Source organism: Staphylococcus sp. FSL W8-0271 (assembly GCF_038006605.1).
GTDB classification, from domain to species: Bacteria; Bacillota; Bacilli; order Staphylococcales; family Staphylococcaceae; genus Staphylococcus; species Staphylococcus cohnii.
Window position 1 is genome coordinate 822337 of sequence record NZ_JBBOVM010000001.1, and the last position, 19520, is coordinate 841856.

Here is a 19520-nt window from a genome sequence, read left to right on the forward strand (position 1 = left end):
TACATAAACATTATAAAATTTTGTGTTCAGCAATTTCAGTTAAATCGTATAAAAAAACAGCTTGGGATTATAATTTTTAATCTAAAGTTGTTTTATTTTTGTAGGTAAGCTAAACATGTTCAAATGTTATTCAGCAATTTCTAAAGCAATTTCCATCATTTGAGTAAATGAGTTTTGACGTTCTTCTGCAGTAGTTGCTTCATCACGTAGAATATGATCACTTACTGTGAAAACACCTAATGCTTTTTTATTAGCATAAGTTGCATTTAAGTATAAAGCAGCTGATTCCATTTCAATACCTAAGATGCCCATACGTTGCCATTTTTCGTTAAATGTTGGATCAGCATTATAAAATGTATCTGAAGAAAGAATATTACCAACATGTGTAGTAGCACCAATTTCATCTGCCTTTTGTTTCGCTTTTAACATTAAATCAAAATCAGCTAAAGGTGCATAATGTCCAGGAATATTATATTGTTCTACATAACTAGAGTTCGTAGAAGCACCTTGAGCAATTATGATGTCATATAAGTTAACATTTTCTTGCAAAGCGCCACATGAACCAATTCGTATGATTGTGTCGACATTGAAAAAATTATAAAGTTCATATGAATAAATACCAATACTTGGAATACCCATACCAGAACCCATTACAGAAACTTCTTTTCCTTTGTAAGTACCTGTATAACCAAACATGTTTCTAACTTCATTAAATTGTTTTACATCTTCCAAATAATTATCAGCAATATATTTTGCTCTCAAGGGATCACCAGGCATTAAAACAGTTTTAGCAATTTTAACTCCATTAGGTTGAATATGTGGTGTAGATTTTGTCATAGACTTCTTCTCCTTTAAATTCTTTTATCAAAATAAAGATAACATTTGTTTATTATTTTTGCGAATTTTTGTAATATAGAGGTAAAGCACTTGTTGTGTTGTTATTAATTTTTTAGAATAATAATGACTTTCAAGAATGAGAATAATTTCAGACAGATAATATTTTAGGAGGAATTAGAATGAATTATGCAAAATATATAGATCACACTTTACTAAAACCGGAGTCTACAAGAGACCAAGTCGATAAAATTCTTGATGAGGCAATTGAGTACCACTTTAAATCAGTGTGTATTAACCCAACGCACGTAAAATACGCAGCAGATAAATTACAAGACACTGATGTGTTAGTATGTACAGTAATTGGTTTCCCATTAGGTGCTACAAATACTGAAGTGAAAGTGTTTGAAGTTGAAGATGCTATTAAAAATGGTGCATCAGAAGTAGATATGGTTATCAATATTGGTGCCTTAAAAGATGAACGTTATGACGAAGTTCAAAAAGACATTGAAGGTGTTGTAGCAGCAGCAAACGGTAAGACAGTGAAAGTAATTATTGAAACTTGCCTTTTAACTGATGATGAAAAAGTAAAAGCTTGTGAGTTAAGTAAAGCAGCAGGCGCAGACTTTGTGAAAACATCAACTGGATTTGCCGGTGGTGGAGCTACGCCTGAGGATGTTAAGTTAATGAAAGATACAGTTGGAGATGCTTTAGAAGTTAAGGCTTCAGGTGGTGTCAGAAACTTAGAAGATTTCAACAAAATGCTAGAAGCTGGTGCGACTCGAATTGGCGCTAGTGCAGGTGTACAAATCATTCAAGGATTAGAAAGTAATTCAGATTATTAATCACTATCTTTAAGTTTAAAATGAGACATATAAAGACATAAATGTCTAACAGGGGAGGCCAACTCAAATGAGAATGGTAGATATTATTGAAAAGAAACGTGATGGTCAAGCTTTAACAAATGAAGAAATAGAATTCTTTATTAATGCTTATACCAGTGGTGAAATACCAGATTATCAAGCGTCGAGTTTAGCGATGGCAATTTTTTTCCAAGATATGAATGATCAAGAAAGAGCAGCACTTACAATGGCAATGGTTAATTCAGGTGACGTGATTGATTTATCAGCGATTAATGGGATTAAAGTTGATAAACATTCTACAGGTGGTGTTGGTGATACAACTACACTAGTATTAGCTCCATTAGTAGCTTCTGTTGGTGTTCCTGTGGCTAAGATGAGTGGTAGAGGATTAGGTCATACGGGTGGCACAATTGATAAATTAGAATCAGTTAAAGGGTTTCACGTTGAAATTAGTGAAGATAAATTTGTTGAACTTGTAAATGAAGCAAAAGTAGCTGTAATAGGACAAACTGGGAATTTAACACCAGCAGATAAAAAGCTTTATGGCTTACGTGATGTGACTGGAACAGTTAATTCAATACCACTAATCGCATCTTCTATTATGAGTAAAAAAATTGCTGCTGGCGCTGATGCCATAGTATTGGATGTAAAAACTGGTAACGGTGCCTTTATGAAAACAATCGAAGATGCTGAAGCACTCGCACATGCGATGGTAAGTATTGGAAATAATGTCGGCCGAAACACGATGGCAATTATTTCAGACATGAGTCAACCATTAGGAAATGCAATAGGTAATGCTTTAGAAGTTAAAGAAGCGATTGAAACATTGAAAGGTCAAGGTCCAAAAGATTTAACTGAGCTAGTAATGACTTTAGGTTCGCAAATGGTAGTAGTTGGTGGTAAAGCTAAAGATTTAAATGAGGCTCAAGCATTATTAGAAAAAGCTATTCAAGATGGTTCGGCACTAGAAAGTTTCCGTACATTTTTAGAAAATCAAGATGGCGATGGCTCTGTCGTTGATGATGTCAGTAAACTACCACAAGCACGCTATCAAATTGATTTGCTTTCGCAAAAATCGGGTACTGTAACTGAAATTATAGCCAATGAAATCGGTGTTGCATCTATGATGTTAGGTGCAGGAAGACAAACTAAAGAAGACGATATTGATTTAAGTGTAGGTATTGTCTTACACAAAAAAGTAGGAGATTCAGTTGATGAAGGCGAAGCTTTATTAACGATTCATAGTAACCGTGAGCAAATTGATGATGTTAAGGAAAAATTAAATCAAAGTATTGCGATTACTTCACATGGTGAAGTTCCTACGTTGATTCATAAAATAATTACTGAATAGGAGATGGAATGATGACGATACCATTTAAGAGGGTACATTTAATTGTCATGGATTCAGTGGGTATAGGCGAAGGACCTGACGCAAAAGCCTTTAATGATGAAGGCAGTCACACTTTGAAGCATACGCTCGAAGATTTTGATAAATCATTACCTAATTTACAAAGCTTAGGTCTAGGTAATATTGCCACTTTACCTAACGTTAAAAAAGTGTCTAAACCTGACGCGTTTTATACTAAGATGAGTGAAGCTTCTGTAGGTAAGGATACAATGACGGGTCATTGGGAAATTATGGGATTAAATATTATGCAACCTTTTAAAGTTTATCCTGATGGCTTTCCACAAGAACTAATTAGTGAAATTGAAACAATGACAGGTCGTAAAGTAGTGGCAAATAGACCTGCTTCTGGCACACAAATTATTGATGAGTGGGGCGAACATCAGATGAAAACTGGAGACCTGATCGTCTATACATCAGCAGATCCAGTGCTTCAAATTGCGGCACATGAAGATATTATTCCACTTGAAGAATTGTATGATATTTGTGAAAAAGTAAGAGAATTAACAAAAGATCCAAAATATTTAATTGGTCGAATCATTGCGCGACCATATGTCGGTGAACCAGGTGCTTTTACAAGAACTTCTAATCGACATGATTATGCGTTAAAACCATTTGGACGTACAGTGATGAATGAGTTAAAAGATAATCAATTTGATGTGATTGCTTTAGGAAAAATCAATGATATTTATGATGGTGAAGGTGTTACTGAAGCAATTCGAACTAAAAATAATATGGATGGTATGGATAAACTAATAGAAACTGTACAACGTGACTTTAAGGGTTTAAGTTTCTTGAATTTAGTGGATTTTGATGCACTGTATGGACATAGACGTGATAAAAACGGTTATGCTGAAGCATTAAAAGATTTTGACGAGCGTTTACCCGAACTGATCAAACATCTAAAGGATGATGACTTAGTCATCATTACTGCAGATCACGGTAATGACCCAACGGCACCAGGGACTGATCATACAAGAGAATATATCCCGGTCCTTATGTTTAGTCCTAAAATCAATGATTATCATGAGCTATCTATGGATGATACCTTTAGTTCTATAGGTGCTACTATTGCAGATAATTTTGGTGTTAAATTACCTGAATTTGGTCGTAGCTATTTGAAAGAAATGGGTGTCGATAAATGAAACGATTATTAAGCTTAATTTTAGGTTGCGGTTTCATGATTATTGGTGTCTTACATTTTAAACATGAGTCGCGCTTTAGAAAAATTGTGCCTGATTATTTACCGTTTAGAAAATCGGCTGTTATCATTTCTGGAATTATTGAAATGATTTTTGGAATACTTTTAATAGTGAAAAGACCAAGTTCATGTCTAAAGAAAATGATTAATTTATTTTTATTAGCTGTATTACCAGCAAATATTTATATGGCTAGGAAAAAATTGCCACTAGGTGACAAACAACTACCAGAAAGTTTGTTGTTCGGTAGAATTCCACTACAATTTGTTTTGATAAAAGTTGTGAATAAATTATAGATTAAACAATCACTCGTTTTGTGATCGGTTTATAAATTATAAAGCGATAAGGGTTTAAACTGTTACGCTGTTTTATATATCATGGTTACGATATAAATTTGAAGGTACTAGACTTATATGAAAATATCTGTTTTATAAAGTACAGTGATTATAGTAATGTTGGAACATATGAACAATCGGTAAAATAATACAGGTTGGAGACCGCATGTTCATTTGTTACCACAATTGATTCCTGACGAACATGTATGTTGAAAAATGGAAACATTAAAAAGGCTGAGACAAATTAATTGTCTCAGCCTTTTATCTTGACCTTTTTAAATAAATTCAATTTTGATATCTTACTTTATAATGGTAATTAGATATTATTTATTTTCACCATAAATATCATGCCATTGCTCTCTTTTATCTAAAAATGCCTGTGCAATTTCTTTTGCACCTTCTAATGAATGGCTAGCAGCCCAACCACATTGTACTTCATTACATGCAGGAACTTCTGTAGCGGATAATACATCTTGAAGTGTTTTTTCAATGATATTTAATACATCATCATAATCACTGTGATTTATAAAAGATACATAAAATCCAGTTTGACAACCCATTGGACTGATATCAACCACTTTATCCGAATGATTTCTAATGTTTTCAGCCATTAAGTGTTCTAATGAATGTAAACCAGGCATCTCCATATGTTCTTTATTGGGTTGTTTGAAACGAATGTCATATTTATGGATAACATCTCCATTAGCACCTTCCATTTTACCTGCAAGTCGAACAAATGGTGCTACTACTTTGGTATGATCTAAATTAAAACTTTCAACGTTCATTTTTGGCATGTGATGTCCTCCTAAAATAATAATTATCATAATTGTAACAAGACATAGTGGCATTTACAATTTCTATAAATTTTAGAAAATACAAGTAATTATCGTTTTTTAAAATTTCAGAAAAATAATGACAGAATTAACCAAAACGGATAGAATAAATAATAATCAAAATGTATTTTGCACGTTTATTATTGAACATACATTTTTATAACTTCAATAATAATACGTGTGAAATATTGTAATACAAGGGAGTTGTATTGAAAATGACACATGAACAAATCATATTGGATTATATAGAAAATGAAAAATTATCATACATAGAGATGAGCCACCTTATCCATCAAAGACCTGAATTAGGCAATGAAGAAATATTTGCTTCAAGAACGTTAATTGAAGATTTGGAAAAGCATGATTTTGAAGTTGAAACTAACATTGCAGGTTATGCTACAGGTTTCATTGCACGTTATGATTCAGAAATCGATGGTCCAACCATTGGATTTTTAGCAGAATATGATGCTTTACCAGGTCTAGGGCACGCTTGCGGTCATAATATTATAGGTACGGCAAGTACATTTGCTGGTATAGCTTTGAAGCAAGTGATTGAACAAACAGGTGGAAAAGTAGTAATACTTGGTTGTCCAGCCGAAGAGGGCGGTGTCAATGGTAGTGCAAAAGCTGCATATGTAAAAGAAGGTATTGTAGATGAAATAGATGTTGCTTTAATGGTTCATCCAGGTAATGAAACTTATAAAACAATTAATACATTAGCGGTAGATGTTTTAGACATTAAATTTTATGGTAAAAGTACGCATGCTTCTGAAAATGCTGAAGAAGCAAGAAATGCTTTAGATGCAATGATTGCGTATTTTAATGGTGTAGCTCAGTTAAGACAACATATCAAAAAGAGTCAAAAGGTTCATGGCGTTATATTAGACGGTGGAAAAGCTGCTAATATTATTCCAGACTATACTCATGCGCGTTTTTATACACGTGCAACATCACGTAAAGAATTAGATATATTAACTGATAGGGTAGGGCAAATTGCAAAAGGTGCTGCAATTCAAACAGGTTGCGACTTTGAATTTGGCCCTATACAAAATGGCGTCAATGAATTTATTAAGACACCTAAATTAGATGACTTATTTGCAAAATATGCGACGAAAATGGGAGAAGCGGTCATAGATGATGATTTTGGTTTTGGTTCGACAGATACGGGTAATGTAAGTCACGTTGTGCCAACGATTCATCCTCATATTAAAATAGGTTCTAGGAATTTAGTAGGGCATACGCATCGCTTTCGTGAAGCAGCAGGAAGTGCTCATGGAGATCAAGCTCTAATAAGAGGTGCTAAAATCCTTGCATTAACGGGATTGGAATTAATAGAAAATCAAACAGAATTAAATGAAATAATTGAACAGCACCACTATATAAAGGGGAACAAAAAATGAAAAAACTAAGTACTCAACGCCCTAAATTAACACTTAGTGATTTATACAATGATGATGTCGTATATAGTTCTAGACCATCTTATATATCAAATCCATGGTTAGAACCAGAAGAACATCAATCTAATTTCTTGACTGGTAGAGAATTAATTATTGCTGATCAAATGCCGGTTATTGTTCATAAAGCAAGCGCCACAAAGAAATTAGAAATATTATTGGAAACGATTGGCAAGCCAATGCCCACAAATATTTACACTTTTGACAACCAAGCTTCTTACGAACAAACAATAAGAAAACTCGCTGAACAAGATAATAAACGTATTTATTTTCAATATATTCATAGTGAATCTATTTTAGAAAAAGAATATTACGCTATGGATAAAGATATCTTTGTTGCTTTAAATAATAAAGCACGTATTCCAGAATGGACTAATCAAAAGTATTTACCAGCACGTGAAGTGGTAAAAATAGAAGATTTCGAAAATGCAATTGCAGATTGGAAATTCCCTTTTGTCTTGAAGCCAGGTGATGATTTACCAACTGCAGGTGGCTATGGTGTGATGATTTGTTATGACGAAGCAGATTTAATTAAAGCAAAATCACGGATTGAACAAGCAAGAGCAGAAACTGATACAATTATTATTGAACAAAAAATTCAAGAAACATCTAATTATTGTGTGCAATTTGCATGTGAAAAGGACGGGGAAATTCACTATATTGGCACATCAGAGCAAATTACAGACAAATATGGCCATTATAGTGGCAATCAAAATGTACAAGATGTGCCAGAATCAGTCATTCAAGCTGGCAAAGAAATTATGGAAATAGGTGTTGCCAAAGGTTATTTTGGAATCGCAGGTTTTGACTTACTATTAGATAAACATGGTGATATATTTGCGATTGATTTGAACTTTAGACAAAATGGTTCGACAAGTATGCTTTTATTAGATCCATTAATGCAATCTGGATATCAAAAGTTTTATAGTTATATTGCACCTAACGATAATGAGCATTTCTTTCAGACAATTATAAAATATGTGAACATGGGTTGCTTATTTCCACTATCATATTATGATGGTGATTGGTATAAAAATGAAAGCGTGCCTTCGAGATTTGCATGTATTTGGCATGGACAATCACAAGAACATATAGAAAAGTTAGAACGACAATTTTTAGAAGAATTAAAAATATAATCAGAAATATAGTAAAATTTCATTTAATAGTATTTGATAACTTAAGTTTATTGTTGAGATATATTAAAATTTTAATATTTATTGTATAACGTTAATTGACTATAGTAATATACTCATTTATATTTTAAATATAGTTAAATATTTTAATGAATTGAAGGTGTAATTATGTCTTATAAAGCAAGTTCATTTTTTCAAGATATTCTAGTCAATGAATATTTTTATATAGCAACAAAGTCAAAACAATTAATTAGACATGAAATTTTAGAGAAGGACGTCATTTGTGTTTGGACTCAAAAAGAAACAGCTGAAACTTTCTTAAATAAACATGACACCGATTATGATAAGCTTAAAAAAATCGATATTGATCGTTTTGTAACTTATGAAATGGATGATATGTTTGCACAAGGTGAAGAAGTGTTGATGAATGCGTCATCTCAGACAGATGGTGATTTAGTCAATATTATTGATTTTACAAATGAATTAATGTCAGATTTAGATGAAATTCGTCTCAAAGAATTTATAATAGATGTGGCGAAAGAAGACGCTGTGTTCGGTTTAACTAATAAAAATGAAAAACAATTTATCATGATTAGTGATGACGAACATCAAAAGCCACATATTATGCCGGTGTGGAGTATTAGAAATAGAGCAGAAAAAGTAAGAAATGAAGACTTTGAAGAATGCGATATCATTGAAATAGAAGGTGAAGTCTTCGCAGAATGGTTAGATATTTTAAGAGATGATGATAAAGCAGTAGCGATCGATTTGAAATCAGGTGTTGTAGGTACTGTAGTCTCAGCTCAAAAAGTAATAGATCAATTACCGTTTTAAAGTAAATGAAGATGTGAACTAATGGAAGTAGTTATTTTGAAGGAATATTCATCATCAAATGAAATAACTGTTTCCATTTTTTTTTACCATGACATAAGTATAGAAACTTTAATTCTTTATACTTATGTCATGGTAATTTTTATTGTAAATGTATTGCACCTAATGCGCCGGAAAAGGCACCGTGTTCAATATAAAATGGCTTGAAACCACGTAATATCGTATAATCTTTAACAACTTCTTTAAGTAAATGATTATTATGGAAAGATGAACCAATATAAGCCACGTTTTCAGTACCGTATTCTCTCGCTACTGTAATAGCCATCGTAGTAATGACTTCCCCCACGACACCAATCAATGAAGCTAATTTGTCAGAATCTGAAAAATCTTTGTCTAAATTATGCAACACATGACCGAAATTAGCTGCAGTTAAATCACCTGAAATCGGAGGTTCACTATCTTTATAGATATGTTTTACTTTCAAATCAATAAATTCTCGCTCACCTTTTTGGGCAGTATCTGTCAATTGTTTGTAGTCTTTTAATCCAGTTAATAAATAGCCAAGGCCTTGTATCATACCGCCACCTGCTCCTACACCACCAACACGTTGTTGCTTTTCGCCATTTGAATAATGCAGTGATGTTCCGGTTCCAACATTAGTAAAAATGTAATTATCTAAATGATGACCTTGTTCTTCTAACAAGAGTTCTAAACCTTTTGCAGCAGCATCAAACTCTACAAAAATACGTGATTCACATTTTAACTTATTTTGAATTGTTCCAGCTTGACCACCTGTTAAGCTAATACTTTCACATGATTGTTGCCCTAACCAATCAATGACTTCATTAATTTCAGTAGTTAATTTTGTAGTATACTGTCGATTGCCATTATCCTCCTGAACAATTTTTATAAGTGTTCCGCCGGCATCAATGCCTATTTTCATTTGTGTACCTCCTAAAAAATTTACATTATAACTTATATTATAATAAAATGAGGGAAAATCAACTATAGAAAATTTGAAAGGGATGGTTTTAATGAATTTAAGTCCGTTTATTAAAGTAGATGATGTAGAACAGGCACTTGCATATTATAAAAATGCGTTTGGTGGTAATGAAAAAATATTAAATGAGACAAACGGGAAAACTTTACATGCGGAGCTTCATGTTAATGAAACAGTTGTATTACATATTTCCAGTACATATGGACGTGAATGGAGCAATGACAATACGAACATTATTTTAACTTTCGATGATTTGGCTACTCAAAAACAAGTGTATGATAAATTAAGTGAAGCAGGAGAACCGCATATGCCTCTGTCTAAAACATTTTTTAATGCGATGCATGGACAAGTGAAAGATCAGTTTGAAGTCAATTGGCTCATGAATTGTTTCTTAGACTAATAAGATAAAATGTTCAAATTTCGATTATATTAATGCAAAAGTGGTATTAATAACTAATAAAAGTTAAACACAATAGGGGATATAATATGTTTATTAAAGAAACGTTTGAAAATATTACAATACAAGTTTTTGAAGAAAAATATAAATCAGCTGTTTGTCATTTTAAATTAAGTGAGCGCCAACAGATATATTCTTCATTGCCAAAAGATGTGCTTAGTGATGCGTTGAAGGATAACGACCGTGTAGCTAATATTGCTTTGAATGATGAAGGAGAAGTAGTAAGTTTTTTTGTCTTACATCAATATTATCAACATGAAGGCTACGATACACCTAAACAAGTTATATATGTTCGTTCTTTATCTGTAAACGAAGATTTTCAAGGGTTTGGGTATGGTACAAAAATGATGATGTATTTGCCACAATATGTTCAAAAGCTATTTCCAAACTTTAATCATTTATACTTAGTTGTAGATGCGGAAAATAAAGGTGCATGGAATGTATATGAACGTGCAGGTTTTATGCATGCTGCCACAAAAGAAGAAGGCCCGATTGGCAAAGAACGTCTATATTATTTAGATTTAGATTCTAAACATGTATCTTCTTTAAAGCTAACAGCAAATGGAGATACATCACCTTATGATGTGCATATTATTGATATGATGAAAGACGATAATAAGGTAGGTTTTATAGCAATTGAGCAACATGAACAGCGTATGAATATTAATTCAATTGAAGTTGATAAAGCAGAGAGACATAACGGTATAGCGGAAAGTGCATTGAGACAATTACCTACATATATTCGAAAACATTTTGAAAGTATAAAACTAATAACGATTACACTTTATGGGGAAAATAATGAATTAAAACCACTATGTATAAACAGTAATTTTGTTGAAATTGAAAAGGCAGAAGATTTTTCTGTTTTTGAAAAATATATTAATTATTAATAGTGTTTGCGAAATCAGGGATTGTCATTTATAATTTACTTTTGTTATTATTACTTAAGATGAATAGTACTGATTTGGATAAATGCATAAATGCCTCTGAAAGGAAGAATAAATAATGAGAATTCAAGATTACACTAAAGAAATGGTTGACGAAAAATCATTTATTGATATGGCCTACACATTATTACTTGAAAAAGGCGATACAATGAACTTATATGATATTATTGACGAATTTAAAGCTTTAGGTCATTACGAAGACCACGAAATTGAAAATAGAATTGTTCAATTCTATACAGACTTAAACACAGATGGTCGTTTCCTAAATGTTGGAGAAAACATATGGGGCTTACGTGATTGGTATTCAGTTGCCGATATTGAAGAAAAAATAGCACCAACTATCCAAAAATTCGACATTTTAGACGATGACGATGAAGAAGATAAAACATTAAAATTACTTGGTGAAGATGAGGCAGACGACGATGATGACATCCCAGCAGTCACTGATGACCAAGAGACAATCGAAGAACCTGATGAAGAAGAAGTTGACGAAGAGATTCCTGAAAATGAAATCGTTATTGATGAAGACGATGACGAAGATGAAGATTTAGAAGAAGACGAAGATGAATATGATGAAGAGGAAGAAGACGAAGAAAATTAATCAATAATCTATCAATATTCATTTGACTTTTTCTGCGAAAATGATAAAATTTTATTCGGGCTCCTTTAATTAGGACGACGTGTATAAATATTATACGCTCCCCCTTGCAAATGCTGTGAGAGGGAGCGATTTTTTTATTTGAATTACTATACAAATTTTATAAAATTTTAATTTATGACGTTATTTATAGTGAATATAATGATATTTAAAAATTATAAAGCTTTGACGTTTAGATAAATTATAACCATTTCAATGATTAATGAAACATGCCATAAATTTTTGTTGGTATTGTGAGAATGACTGTTTTAATAATAGGAGGCAGAAAATGACAAAGTTTATTTTTGTAACTGGTGGAGTTGTATCTTCATTAGGTAAAGGTATCACAGCAGCATCTTTAGGACGTTTATTAAAAGATAGAGGATTAAAAGTTACAATACAAAAATTTGATCCATATTTAAATGTTGATCCAGGTACAATGAGTCCATACCAACATGGTGAAGTATTTGTTACTGATGATGGTGCGGAAACAGATCTAGACTTAGGACATTATGAAAGGTTTATTGATATTAATTTAAATAAATATTCAAATGTTACAGCTGGTAAAGTCTATTCACATGTTTTGAAAAAAGAACGTCGTGGTGATTATCTTGGTGGTACGGTCCAAGTAATCCCTCATATTACAAATGAAATTAAAGAACGTTTACTGTTAGCGGGAGAAAGTACAAATGCTGATGTAGTTATTACTGAAATTGGTGGTACTACTGGTGATATTGAATCATTACCATTTATTGAAGCGATTAGACAAATTCGTAGTGATTTAGGGCGTGAAAATGTCATGTATGTACATTGTACACTTTTACCATTTATAAAAGCTGCCGGTGAAATGAAAACAAAACCAACGCAACATAGTGTTAAAGAATTACGTGGGTTAGGTATTCAACCTGACTTAATCGTAGTACGTACAGAATATGAATTAACGCAAGATTTAAAAGATAAAATTGCTTTGTTCTGTGATATTAACAAAGAAAGTGTAATTGAATGTCGCGATGCCGATTCACTCTATGAAATTCCTTTACAATTAAGTAAACAGGATATGGATGATATCGTAATTAGACGCTTAGAACTTAACGCTAAGTACGATACTCAATTAGATGAATGGCAATATTTATTGGACACAGTCAATAGTTTAGATGGCAAAATAACTATTGGTTTAGTTGGTAAGTATGTCAGTCTTCAAGATGCGTATTTATCAGTTGTTGAATCATTAAAACATGCAGGTTATCCATTTAAAAAAGATATTGAAGTTAAATGGATAGATTCTAGTGAAGTAACTGATGAGAATGTACACGATATACTTAATGATGTTGATGGCATTTTAGTTCCTGGTGGATTTGGATTCAGAGCAAGTGAAGGAAAAATTTCCGCTATCAAATACGCGAGAGAAAATAATGTACCATATTTCGGCATCTGCTTAGGTATGCAACTTGCTACAGTAGAGTTTGCTAGAAATGTACTTGGCTTTGAAAATGCACACTCTGCAGAATTAAATCCTTCAACACCACATCCGATTATTGACCTATTGCCTGAACAAAAAGACATTGAAGATTTAGGTGGTACGTTAAGACTAGGTTTATATCCATGCCATATTAAAGAAGGAACTTTAGCGCATAAAATTTATGGCGAAGTAGATATAGAAGAAAGACATCGTCACCGTTATGAGTTCAATAATGAATATAGAGACCAATTAGAAGAAAAAGGCATGATATTCTCTGGAACTAGTCCAGATGGTAGACTAATCGAAATGGTAGAAATTCCTGAAAATGATTTCTTTGTCGCATGTCAATTCCATCCAGAATTCCTATCTAGACCTAATAGACCGCAACCTATATTTAAAGCGTTTATAGAAGCGTCATTAAAACACCAACAAACTAAGTAAATATGGTTGTAAAAAGGCTGAAACGATAACATACGTTTCAGCCTTTTTAAGTAAGATTGTCTATTAAATTTGATGAAATGTTAAAGATTTAAATCTCTAACCATTTCAACCATTTGTGTATATATATCATAATAAATATAGTTAAATGCAATAGGATGTGGTATAACAATTTTATCGTAATCTTCCGTATAGACAATAGGTCTAGGCGTACTTAAATTAACAAAATGAAATAAATGATCCTGAAAGGTTTCTGTCTTTGGTTTATTACAAATTAAGACAAAATCTACATCGTTTGCAATTAATGCGTTAACGTCTTTTTCTACTTCCTCGGTATAATAAGGAGAAAAGAGCAGCACTCTATCTGTTGTATCAATATCTTCGAATGTATTGAGTGAGCGTAGCGCTATACTAGATTCTAATTTTTCATTACTGTTTAATATATAGCTTTCAAAAAAATTCAAATCTCCATAACCTTTAACAAATACATTACCTTCACCGCCAATTGCTTGAATTAAGCATTGAGCTGCCATTTGAATATCTAAAGCTTGTGCTTCTATTCGATTAAAAACACCATTTAATTGTGTGTTCAAAATTTTAGACATATATGTACCTCCGTTCTATCCACTCAACTTATTGTAAATAATGGTAGTAAATATTGCAATTTTATATAAAAACATGAAAATTAAAGACTGATTTAAAAGTAATAAATTAAAAAAATAAATTAAAAACGCTTACAATTGAACAGAAGAATGCAAATTGCTTGGGATTTTGATATAATTAAATTGTAAAAATATGTGCTTAATGCACTAAGGAGGAACTTTCATGCCTTTAGTTTCAATGAAAGAAATGTTAATCGATGCAAAAGAAAATGGTTATGCAGTTGGCCAATACAACTTAAATAACTTAGAATTTACACAAGCGATATTGGAAGCTTCACAAGAAGAAAATGCTCCAGTTATTTTAGGAGTTTCTGAAGGTGCAGCACGTTATATGGGTGGATTCTATACAGTAGTTAAAATGGTAGAAGGATTAATGCATGATAAAGAAATTACGATTCCAGTTGCAATCCACTTAGATCATGGTTCAAGTTTTGATAAATGTAAAGAAGCTATTGATGCTGGTTTCACTTCAGTTATGATTGATGCTTCTCATGAATCATTTGAAGATAACATAGCAATTACATCAAAAGTAGTTGAATATGCTCACGAACATGGTGTATCAGTAGAAGCTGAATTAGGTACAGTTGGTGGACAAGAAGACGATGTTGTTGCTGAAGGTGTTATTTACGCAGATCCTAAAGAATGTCAAGAGCTTGTAGAAAAAACAGGTATTGATACATTAGCACCAGCATTAGGTTCAGTTCATGGACCGTATAAAGGTGAACCGAAATTAGGATTTAAAGAAATGGAAGAGATTGGTGCTTCAACAGGTTTACCATTAGTATTACATGGTGGAACTGGTATCCCAACTAAAGACATTCAAAAAGCGATTCCATTTGGAACTGCAAAAATCAATGTTAATACAGAAAACCAAATTGCTTCTGCTAAAGCAGTACGTGAAGCTTTAGACAAGGATCAAGAAATGTATGATCCTCGTAAATATTTAGGACCAGCACGCGAAGCAATTAAAACAACGGTAATTGGTAAAATTAAAGAGTTTGGTACATCAAATAGAGCTAAATAATCAGCTTATAATAAAAAGTTAGTTTTTTAAAACAATCTTGATGATTAAACTGATAAGGCTGCGACAATTTTTAATGTCGCAGTCTTATTTTTTTATGTTATAATCTATGAGCATTAAAATTAAGTAAATTGAAAAAATTAATATAATTTTTAAACAGAAATAAGACAAATAGGATTTGAATCCTATTAAATCGGGAATAAATATATCATTATAGTATACATAAAAGTGAAGCAATACATAATTTAAAATTAAAAAGGTTTTGTTTCATTGGTGTGTTTTGCAAACTGTATTTTTTTACTTTATAATGCAAATAATGTAACTAAATTGAAATACTGATTGAAAGGCAAAGGAGATCAAGCGAATGGCTCAAGAAGTAATAAAAATTAGAGGCGGTCAAACACTAAAAGGTGAAGTTAATAATCATGGTGCAAAAAATAGTGCTGTAGCAATTATTCCAGCAACAATTTTAGCGGAAGATAAAGTTACAATAGAAGGGTTGCCACAAATCTCAGATGTTGAAACGCTTGTGAGTTTATTAGGTGATTTGAACATTAAGGCAAACTTAGAAGGTATGACTCTTGAAGTTGATCCAAATGAAATTGAAAATGCGCCGTTACCTAATAACAAAGTAGAATCATTACGTGCATCATACTATATGATGGGAGCAATGTTAGGTAGATTTAAAAAATGCGTGATTGGTTTACCTGGCGGTTGTCCATTAGGTCCACGACCGATTGATCAACATATCAAAGGTTTTAAAGCATTAGGTGCGCATATTGATGAATCCAGTGAAACATCTATGAAAATTGAAGCTGATCGTTTAATAGGAGCTAATATATTTTTAGATATTGTTAGTGTAGGTGCTACGATTAATATTATGTTGGCAGCAGTTCGAGCTGAAGGGCAAACTGTAATTGAAAACGCAGCGAAAGAACCTGAAGTTGTTGATGTAGCAAACTTTTTAACAAGTTTAGGAGCTAATATTAAAGGTGCTGGTACGAGTACTATTAAAATAAAAGGTGTTGAGCATCTTCATGGATCACATCACCAGGTGATTCCAGATAGAATTGAAGCAGGAACATATATGTGTATTGCAGCAGCTTGTGGTGAAGATATTGTGATTAATAATATTATTCCTACTCATGTTGAGCCATTAACTGTTAAGTTGAAAGAGCTTGGTGTAGATATCAATGTTAGTGATGATAGTGCAACAATTAAGAGGAGTGCACCATATGCTAGTGTAGACATCAAAACATTAGTATATCCTGGTTTCGCCACAGATTTACAACAACCTATTACGCCGTTATTATTTATGGCTGATGGCGTGTCTTTTGTGACTGAAACAATTTATCCTGCTAGATTCAAGCACGTAGAAGAACTTAAAAAAATGGGTGCTAATATTACATCAGATAATGGTACTGCTACTATCAAGCCATCCAAATTAACTGGTGCAGAAGTATATGCGAGTGACTTACGTGCAGGTGCTTGTCTTATTGTAGCTGGTTTATTGGCTGAAGGTGTTACTACAATCTACAATGTAAAGCATATTTATCGTGGTTATACTAACATTGTTAAAACACTAAAATCACTTGGTGCAGACATTTGGACTGAAAAAATATAAAACATGTGGTATAATAATTATACTGAATGAATAAAACATAATTATAGTTTATGCAGTGGGAAATATAATTGATATGAGGTGATGACCATGGAGGTTTGCCCTTATCTAGAAGAGACCTTTAAAATAGTAGGCAGAAGTTGGAATGGTCTTATCATTAATTACTTGTCTAGATGCACAGAAAAATCTGCTCATTTTTCTGATATGAAGCGTGATTTGAAAACAATTACGCCTCGTGCACTTAGCATAAAATTAACAGACCTAAATGAATGGGGGCTTGTAGAGAAAAAGATTATTTCTACTAGTCCGATGAACATTTTATACCAACTTACAGATAAAGGTGATGCCTTGGCAACGGCATTGGTTCCTATGGAAAAATGGGCTCAAGAATATATCGAATTAGAAGGCTAAAGATTTTAGCTATCTAATTTGATATTCTACGTAATATTGGTAGATAAATGTTGCGTTGAGGTTATTTTTAACATACTTAGGTTAGCTATAAAGAAATCTTTAATTAAAGATTTCTTTATAGCTTTTTTATTTATTGTTGAGTCATCTTTTTGCAATAATTAAAAATGACTTAGGTGATTGACATATCGTATTATGCTTAATAATTAATAAGATGATAAGTGAAATTTTTAAGCTATAAGTGTTATTTCATGTCGTTATAGCATCAGTTAATGTTATTAGAATAATGTGCAATTATTATGCGCAAAAGCCTGTAATAACAACGTTTGAAAAGATTTGATATGAGCAGATATGTTTTAAAATTAAAAATCTAGGTTAGAATGAAAATATGAATACAAATTTAAGGAGTGAATAATAGATGAGAAACTTCACTAAACAATATATCAACGGACAATGGGTAGAAAGTTCAAGCGGAGAAACACTTGATGTTATCAACCCAGCAACTGAAGAAGTAGCAGGTAAAATTGCCAAAGGTAATAAAGAAGATGTTGATAAAGCGGTAGAAGCGGCAGATAAAGTATATTTAGAATTTAGACACAGTTCTGTAGAAGAAAGAAAAGAACTCTTAGATAAAATCGTTCAAGAATATAAAAATAGAAAAGATGATATCGTTGACGCAATAACCGACGAATTAGGAGCTCCTTTAAAAGTATCTGAAAATGTCCATTACCAAATGGGATTAGATCATTTTGAAGCAGCACGAGACGCATTAGATAATTTTGAATTTGAAGAAAGACGCGGTGACGATTTAGTCGTCAAAGAAGCGATTGGTGTTGCAGGATTAATTACACCATGGAATTTTCCAACTAACCAAACTTCATTAAAATTAGCTGCAGCTTTTGCGGCAGGAAGTCCGGTCGTGTTAAAACCATCAGAAGAAACACCATTTGCAGCAATTATTTTAGCAGAAATATTTGATAAAGTTGGCGTACCTAAAGGTGTGTTCAACTTAGTAAATGGCGACGGACAAGGTGTGGGAAATCCGCTTAGCGAACATCCAAAAGTAAGAATGATGTCCTTTACTGGTTCTGGTCCAACTGGTGCGAGTATTATGAAAAAAGCAGCTGAAGATTTCAAAAAAGTATCACTAGAATTAGGAGGTAAATCTCCATATATCATTTTAAATGATGCTGATATCGATGGCGCTGCAAGTGCAGCTACTGGCAAAGTCGTTAATAACACAGGGCAAGTTTGTACTGCAGGAACAAGAACTTTAGTACCAGCAAGTATAAAAGAAGAATTCTTAACAGCTGTTAAAGAAAAATTTAGCCAAGTTAAAGTTGGCGATCCTCGTGAAGAAGGTACACAAGTAGGACCAATTATTAGCAAAAAACAATTTGATCAGGTTCAATCATATATTGATAAAGGTGTAGAAGAAGGTGCCGAATTATTATATGGTGGTCCTGGAAAACCTGAAAACTTAGAAAAAGGTTATTTTGCAAGACCAACTATTTTTAATAATGTTGAAAATGATATGACAATTGCACAAGAAGAAATTTTCGGCCCTGTAATGTCTGTAATTACGTATAATGATTTAGACGAAGCTATTGAAATTGCAAATGATACGAAATATGGCTTAGCTGGTTATGTATATGGACAAGATAAAGAAAAACTTCACAAAGTAGCGCGTTCAATTGAGGCTGGTACAGTTGAAATTAATGAAGCTGGACGTAAACCAGATTTACCATTCGGTGGTTACAAGCAATCAGGTTTAGGACGTGAATGGGGAGATTATGGTATAGAAGAATTCTTAGAAGTTAAATCTATTGCAGGATATTATAATTCATAATTTATTATAAAAACTAAGTGTGATGTTGTAATAAAAACAAACTGAGACAAAAATCTCACGCTCAAAAATGACTAATCCGTAGCCCTATGGATTAGTCATTTTTAAAATCTTGCGATTTCAATCGTGCATGCTTG

Annotated in this window: 19 protein-coding genes; 15 read left to right on the top strand and 4 right to left on the bottom strand. The window is 32.6% G+C overall.

What is annotated here, in order from left to right:
- Positions 1-126 precede the first annotated feature (126 nt).
- Positions 127-837, bottom strand: coding sequence for a purine-nucleoside phosphorylase (gene deoD, locus NST87_RS03970; protein ID WP_019468267.1), 711 nt, complete (start codon positions 835-837; stop codon positions 127-129).
- 179 nt (positions 838-1016) lie between these two features.
- Here deoD and deoC point away from each other — a divergent pair, with 179 nt between their 5' ends.
- The 4 genes from deoC (at position 1017) to NST87_RS03990 (ending at position 4597) form a co-directional block, all read left to right on the top strand.
- A complete protein-coding gene (gene deoC, locus NST87_RS03975; protein ID WP_019468268.1) occupies positions 1017-1679 on the top strand; it encodes a deoxyribose-phosphate aldolase in 663 nt (220 codons plus the stop codon).
- A 67-nt stretch (positions 1680-1746) separates the two neighbouring features.
- On the top strand, positions 1747-3048 hold the full coding sequence (locus NST87_RS03980) for a pyrimidine-nucleoside phosphorylase (RefSeq protein WP_040030447.1): 1302 nt from the start codon (positions 1747-1749) through the stop codon (positions 3046-3048).
- An 11-nt stretch (positions 3049-3059) separates the two neighbouring features.
- Entirely contained in the window at positions 3060-4247 is a 1188-nt protein-coding gene (gene deoB, locus NST87_RS03985; RefSeq protein WP_019468270.1) for a phosphopentomutase, read from the top strand.
- On the top strand, positions 4244-4597 hold the full coding sequence (locus tag NST87_RS03990; protein ID WP_019468271.1) for a DoxX family protein: 354 nt from the start codon (positions 4244-4246) through the stop codon (positions 4595-4597). The genes deoB and NST87_RS03990 overlap by 4 nt, the downstream gene beginning before the upstream one ends.
- A gap of 362 nt (positions 4598-4959) precedes the next feature.
- Here the strand turns inward: NST87_RS03990 and NST87_RS03995 are convergent, their stop codons facing one another.
- Complete coding sequence (locus tag NST87_RS03995) at positions 4960-5430, bottom strand: S-ribosylhomocysteine lyase (protein WP_019468272.1); 471 nt, start codon at positions 5428-5430, stop codon at positions 4960-4962.
- Between the two features lie 254 nt (positions 5431-5684).
- Here NST87_RS03995 and NST87_RS04000 point away from each other — a divergent pair, with 254 nt between their 5' ends.
- From NST87_RS04000 to NST87_RS04010, 3 genes are all read left to right on the top strand, one after another.
- Entirely contained in the window at positions 5685-6869 is a 1185-nt protein-coding gene (locus NST87_RS04000) for a M20 family metallopeptidase (RefSeq protein ID WP_019468273.1), read from the top strand.
- Positions 6866-8059 carry an L-aspartate--L-methionine ligase LdmS gene (gene ldmS / locus NST87_RS04005; RefSeq protein WP_019468274.1) on the top strand — a complete coding sequence of 398 codons (1194 nt, stop codon included), beginning with the start codon at positions 6866-6868 and terminating at the stop codon, positions 8057-8059. The genes NST87_RS04000 and ldmS overlap by 4 nt, the downstream gene beginning before the upstream one ends.
- A gap of 165 nt (positions 8060-8224) precedes the next feature.
- Positions 8225-8890 carry a DUF2750 domain-containing protein gene (locus NST87_RS04010; protein WP_019468275.1) on the top strand — a complete coding sequence of 222 codons (666 nt, stop codon included), beginning with the start codon at positions 8225-8227 and terminating at the stop codon, positions 8888-8890.
- Between the two features lie 139 nt (positions 8891-9029).
- Here NST87_RS04010 and coaW read toward each other — a convergent pair whose 3' ends face one another.
- The gene (coaW, locus tag NST87_RS04015; RefSeq protein WP_019468276.1) at positions 9030-9830 is read right to left on the bottom strand and encodes a type II pantothenate kinase; all 801 of its coding nucleotides are present in this window, start codon (positions 9828-9830) and stop codon (positions 9030-9032) included.
- Positions 9831-9921: 91 nt separating this feature from the next.
- On the opposite strand from coaW, the gene NST87_RS04020 reads away from it, so the two are divergent.
- The 4 genes from NST87_RS04020 (at position 9922) to NST87_RS04035 (ending at position 13828) form a co-directional block, all read left to right on the top strand.
- A complete protein-coding gene (locus tag NST87_RS04020; protein ID WP_019468277.1) occupies positions 9922-10287 on the top strand; it encodes a VOC family protein in 366 nt (121 codons plus the stop codon).
- Between the two features lie 86 nt (positions 10288-10373).
- Positions 10374-11234, top strand: coding sequence for a GNAT family N-acetyltransferase (locus NST87_RS04025; protein WP_019468278.1), 861 nt, complete (start codon positions 10374-10376; stop codon positions 11232-11234).
- A 115-nt stretch (positions 11235-11349) separates the two neighbouring features.
- A complete protein-coding gene (rpoE, locus tag NST87_RS04030) occupies positions 11350-11892 on the top strand; it encodes a DNA-directed RNA polymerase subunit delta (protein WP_019468279.1) in 543 nt (180 codons plus the stop codon).
- A gap of 325 nt (positions 11893-12217) precedes the next feature.
- Positions 12218-13828 carry a CTP synthase gene (locus NST87_RS04035; protein WP_019468280.1) on the top strand — a complete coding sequence of 537 codons (1611 nt, stop codon included), beginning with the start codon at positions 12218-12220 and terminating at the stop codon, positions 13826-13828.
- A gap of 80 nt (positions 13829-13908) precedes the next feature.
- On the opposite strand, the gene NST87_RS04040 is transcribed toward NST87_RS04035, so the two are convergent.
- A complete protein-coding gene (locus NST87_RS04040) occupies positions 13909-14430 on the bottom strand; it encodes a DUF2529 family protein (RefSeq protein ID WP_019468281.1) in 522 nt (173 codons plus the stop codon).
- A gap of 220 nt (positions 14431-14650) precedes the next feature.
- Between NST87_RS04040 and fdaB the strand changes: the two genes are divergently transcribed.
- The 4 genes from fdaB (at position 14651) to NST87_RS04060 (ending at position 19386) form a co-directional block, all read left to right on the top strand.
- Positions 14651-15511 (top strand): class IIb fructose-bisphosphate aldolase FdaB, encoded by an 861-nt coding sequence (gene fdaB, locus NST87_RS04045; RefSeq protein WP_019468282.1) that lies wholly within the window; start codon positions 14651-14653, stop codon positions 15509-15511.
- Positions 15512-15872: 361 nt separating this feature from the next.
- Positions 15873-17132, top strand: a complete 1260-nt coding sequence (locus NST87_RS04050) for a UDP-N-acetylglucosamine 1-carboxyvinyltransferase (RefSeq protein WP_040030450.1) — start codon at positions 15873-15875, stop codon at positions 17130-17132.
- Positions 17133-17219: 87 nt separating this feature from the next.
- The gene (locus NST87_RS04055) at positions 17220-17540 is read left to right on the top strand and encodes a winged helix-turn-helix transcriptional regulator (protein ID WP_019468284.1); all 321 of its coding nucleotides are present in this window, start codon (positions 17220-17222) and stop codon (positions 17538-17540) included.
- A gap of 415 nt (positions 17541-17955) precedes the next feature.
- Entirely contained in the window at positions 17956-19386 is a 1431-nt protein-coding gene (locus NST87_RS04060) for an aldehyde dehydrogenase family protein (RefSeq protein WP_040030451.1), read from the top strand.
- The last annotated feature ends 134 nt before the right edge of the window (positions 19387-19520 follow it).

What these genes read in the sequence shown, in the direction of transcription:
- NST87_RS04060 (WP_040030451.1), top strand. Translation starts at nt 17,956, where the DNA reads ATGAGAAACTTCACTAAACAATATATCAACGGACAATGGGTAGAAAGT.
- NST87_RS04055 (WP_019468284.1), top strand. Translation starts at nt 17,220, where the DNA reads ATGGAGGTTTGCCCTTATCTAGAAGAGACCTTTAAAATAGTAGGCAGA.
- NST87_RS04020 (WP_019468277.1), top strand. Translation starts at nt 9,922, where the DNA reads ATGAATTTAAGTCCGTTTATTAAAGTAGATGATGTAGAACAGGCACTT.
- NST87_RS03980 (WP_040030447.1), top strand. Translation starts at nt 1,747, where the DNA reads ATGAGAATGGTAGATATTATTGAAAAGAAACGTGATGGTCAAGCTTTA.
- deoB (WP_019468270.1), top strand. Translation starts at nt 3,060, where the DNA reads ATGACGATACCATTTAAGAGGGTACATTTAATTGTCATGGATTCAGTG.
- fdaB (WP_019468282.1), top strand. Translation starts at nt 14,651, where the DNA reads ATGCCTTTAGTTTCAATGAAAGAAATGTTAATCGATGCAAAAGAAAAT.
- NST87_RS03995 (WP_019468272.1), bottom strand. Translation starts at nt 5,430, where the DNA reads ATGCCAAAAATGAACGTTGAAAGTTTTAATTTAGATCATACCAAAGTA.
- ldmS (WP_019468274.1), top strand. Translation starts at nt 6,866, where the DNA reads ATGAAAAAACTAAGTACTCAACGCCCTAAATTAACACTTAGTGATTTA.
- deoD (WP_019468267.1), bottom strand. Translation starts at nt 837, where the DNA reads ATGACAAAATCTACACCACATATTCAACCTAATGGAGTTAAAATTGCT.
- NST87_RS04050 (WP_040030450.1), top strand. Translation starts at nt 15,873, where the DNA reads ATGGCTCAAGAAGTAATAAAAATTAGAGGCGGTCAAACACTAAAAGGT.
- NST87_RS04010 (WP_019468275.1), top strand. Translation starts at nt 8,225, where the DNA reads ATGTCTTATAAAGCAAGTTCATTTTTTCAAGATATTCTAGTCAATGAA.
- deoC (WP_019468268.1), top strand. Translation starts at nt 1,017, where the DNA reads ATGAATTATGCAAAATATATAGATCACACTTTACTAAAACCGGAGTCT.
- NST87_RS04040 (WP_019468281.1), bottom strand. Translation starts at nt 14,430, where the DNA reads ATGTCTAAAATTTTGAACACACAATTAAATGGTGTTTTTAATCGAATA.
- rpoE (WP_019468279.1), top strand. Translation starts at nt 11,350, where the DNA reads ATGAGAATTCAAGATTACACTAAAGAAATGGTTGACGAAAAATCATTT.
- NST87_RS03990 (WP_019468271.1), top strand. Translation starts at nt 4,244, where the DNA reads ATGAAACGATTATTAAGCTTAATTTTAGGTTGCGGTTTCATGATTATT.
- NST87_RS04000 (WP_019468273.1), top strand. Translation starts at nt 5,685, where the DNA reads ATGACACATGAACAAATCATATTGGATTATATAGAAAATGAAAAATTA.
- coaW (WP_019468276.1), bottom strand. Translation starts at nt 9,830, where the DNA reads ATGAAAATAGGCATTGATGCCGGCGGAACACTTATAAAAATTGTTCAG.
- NST87_RS04035 (WP_019468280.1), top strand. Translation starts at nt 12,218, where the DNA reads ATGACAAAGTTTATTTTTGTAACTGGTGGAGTTGTATCTTCATTAGGT.
- NST87_RS04025 (WP_019468278.1), top strand. Translation starts at nt 10,374, where the DNA reads ATGTTTATTAAAGAAACGTTTGAAAATATTACAATACAAGTTTTTGAA.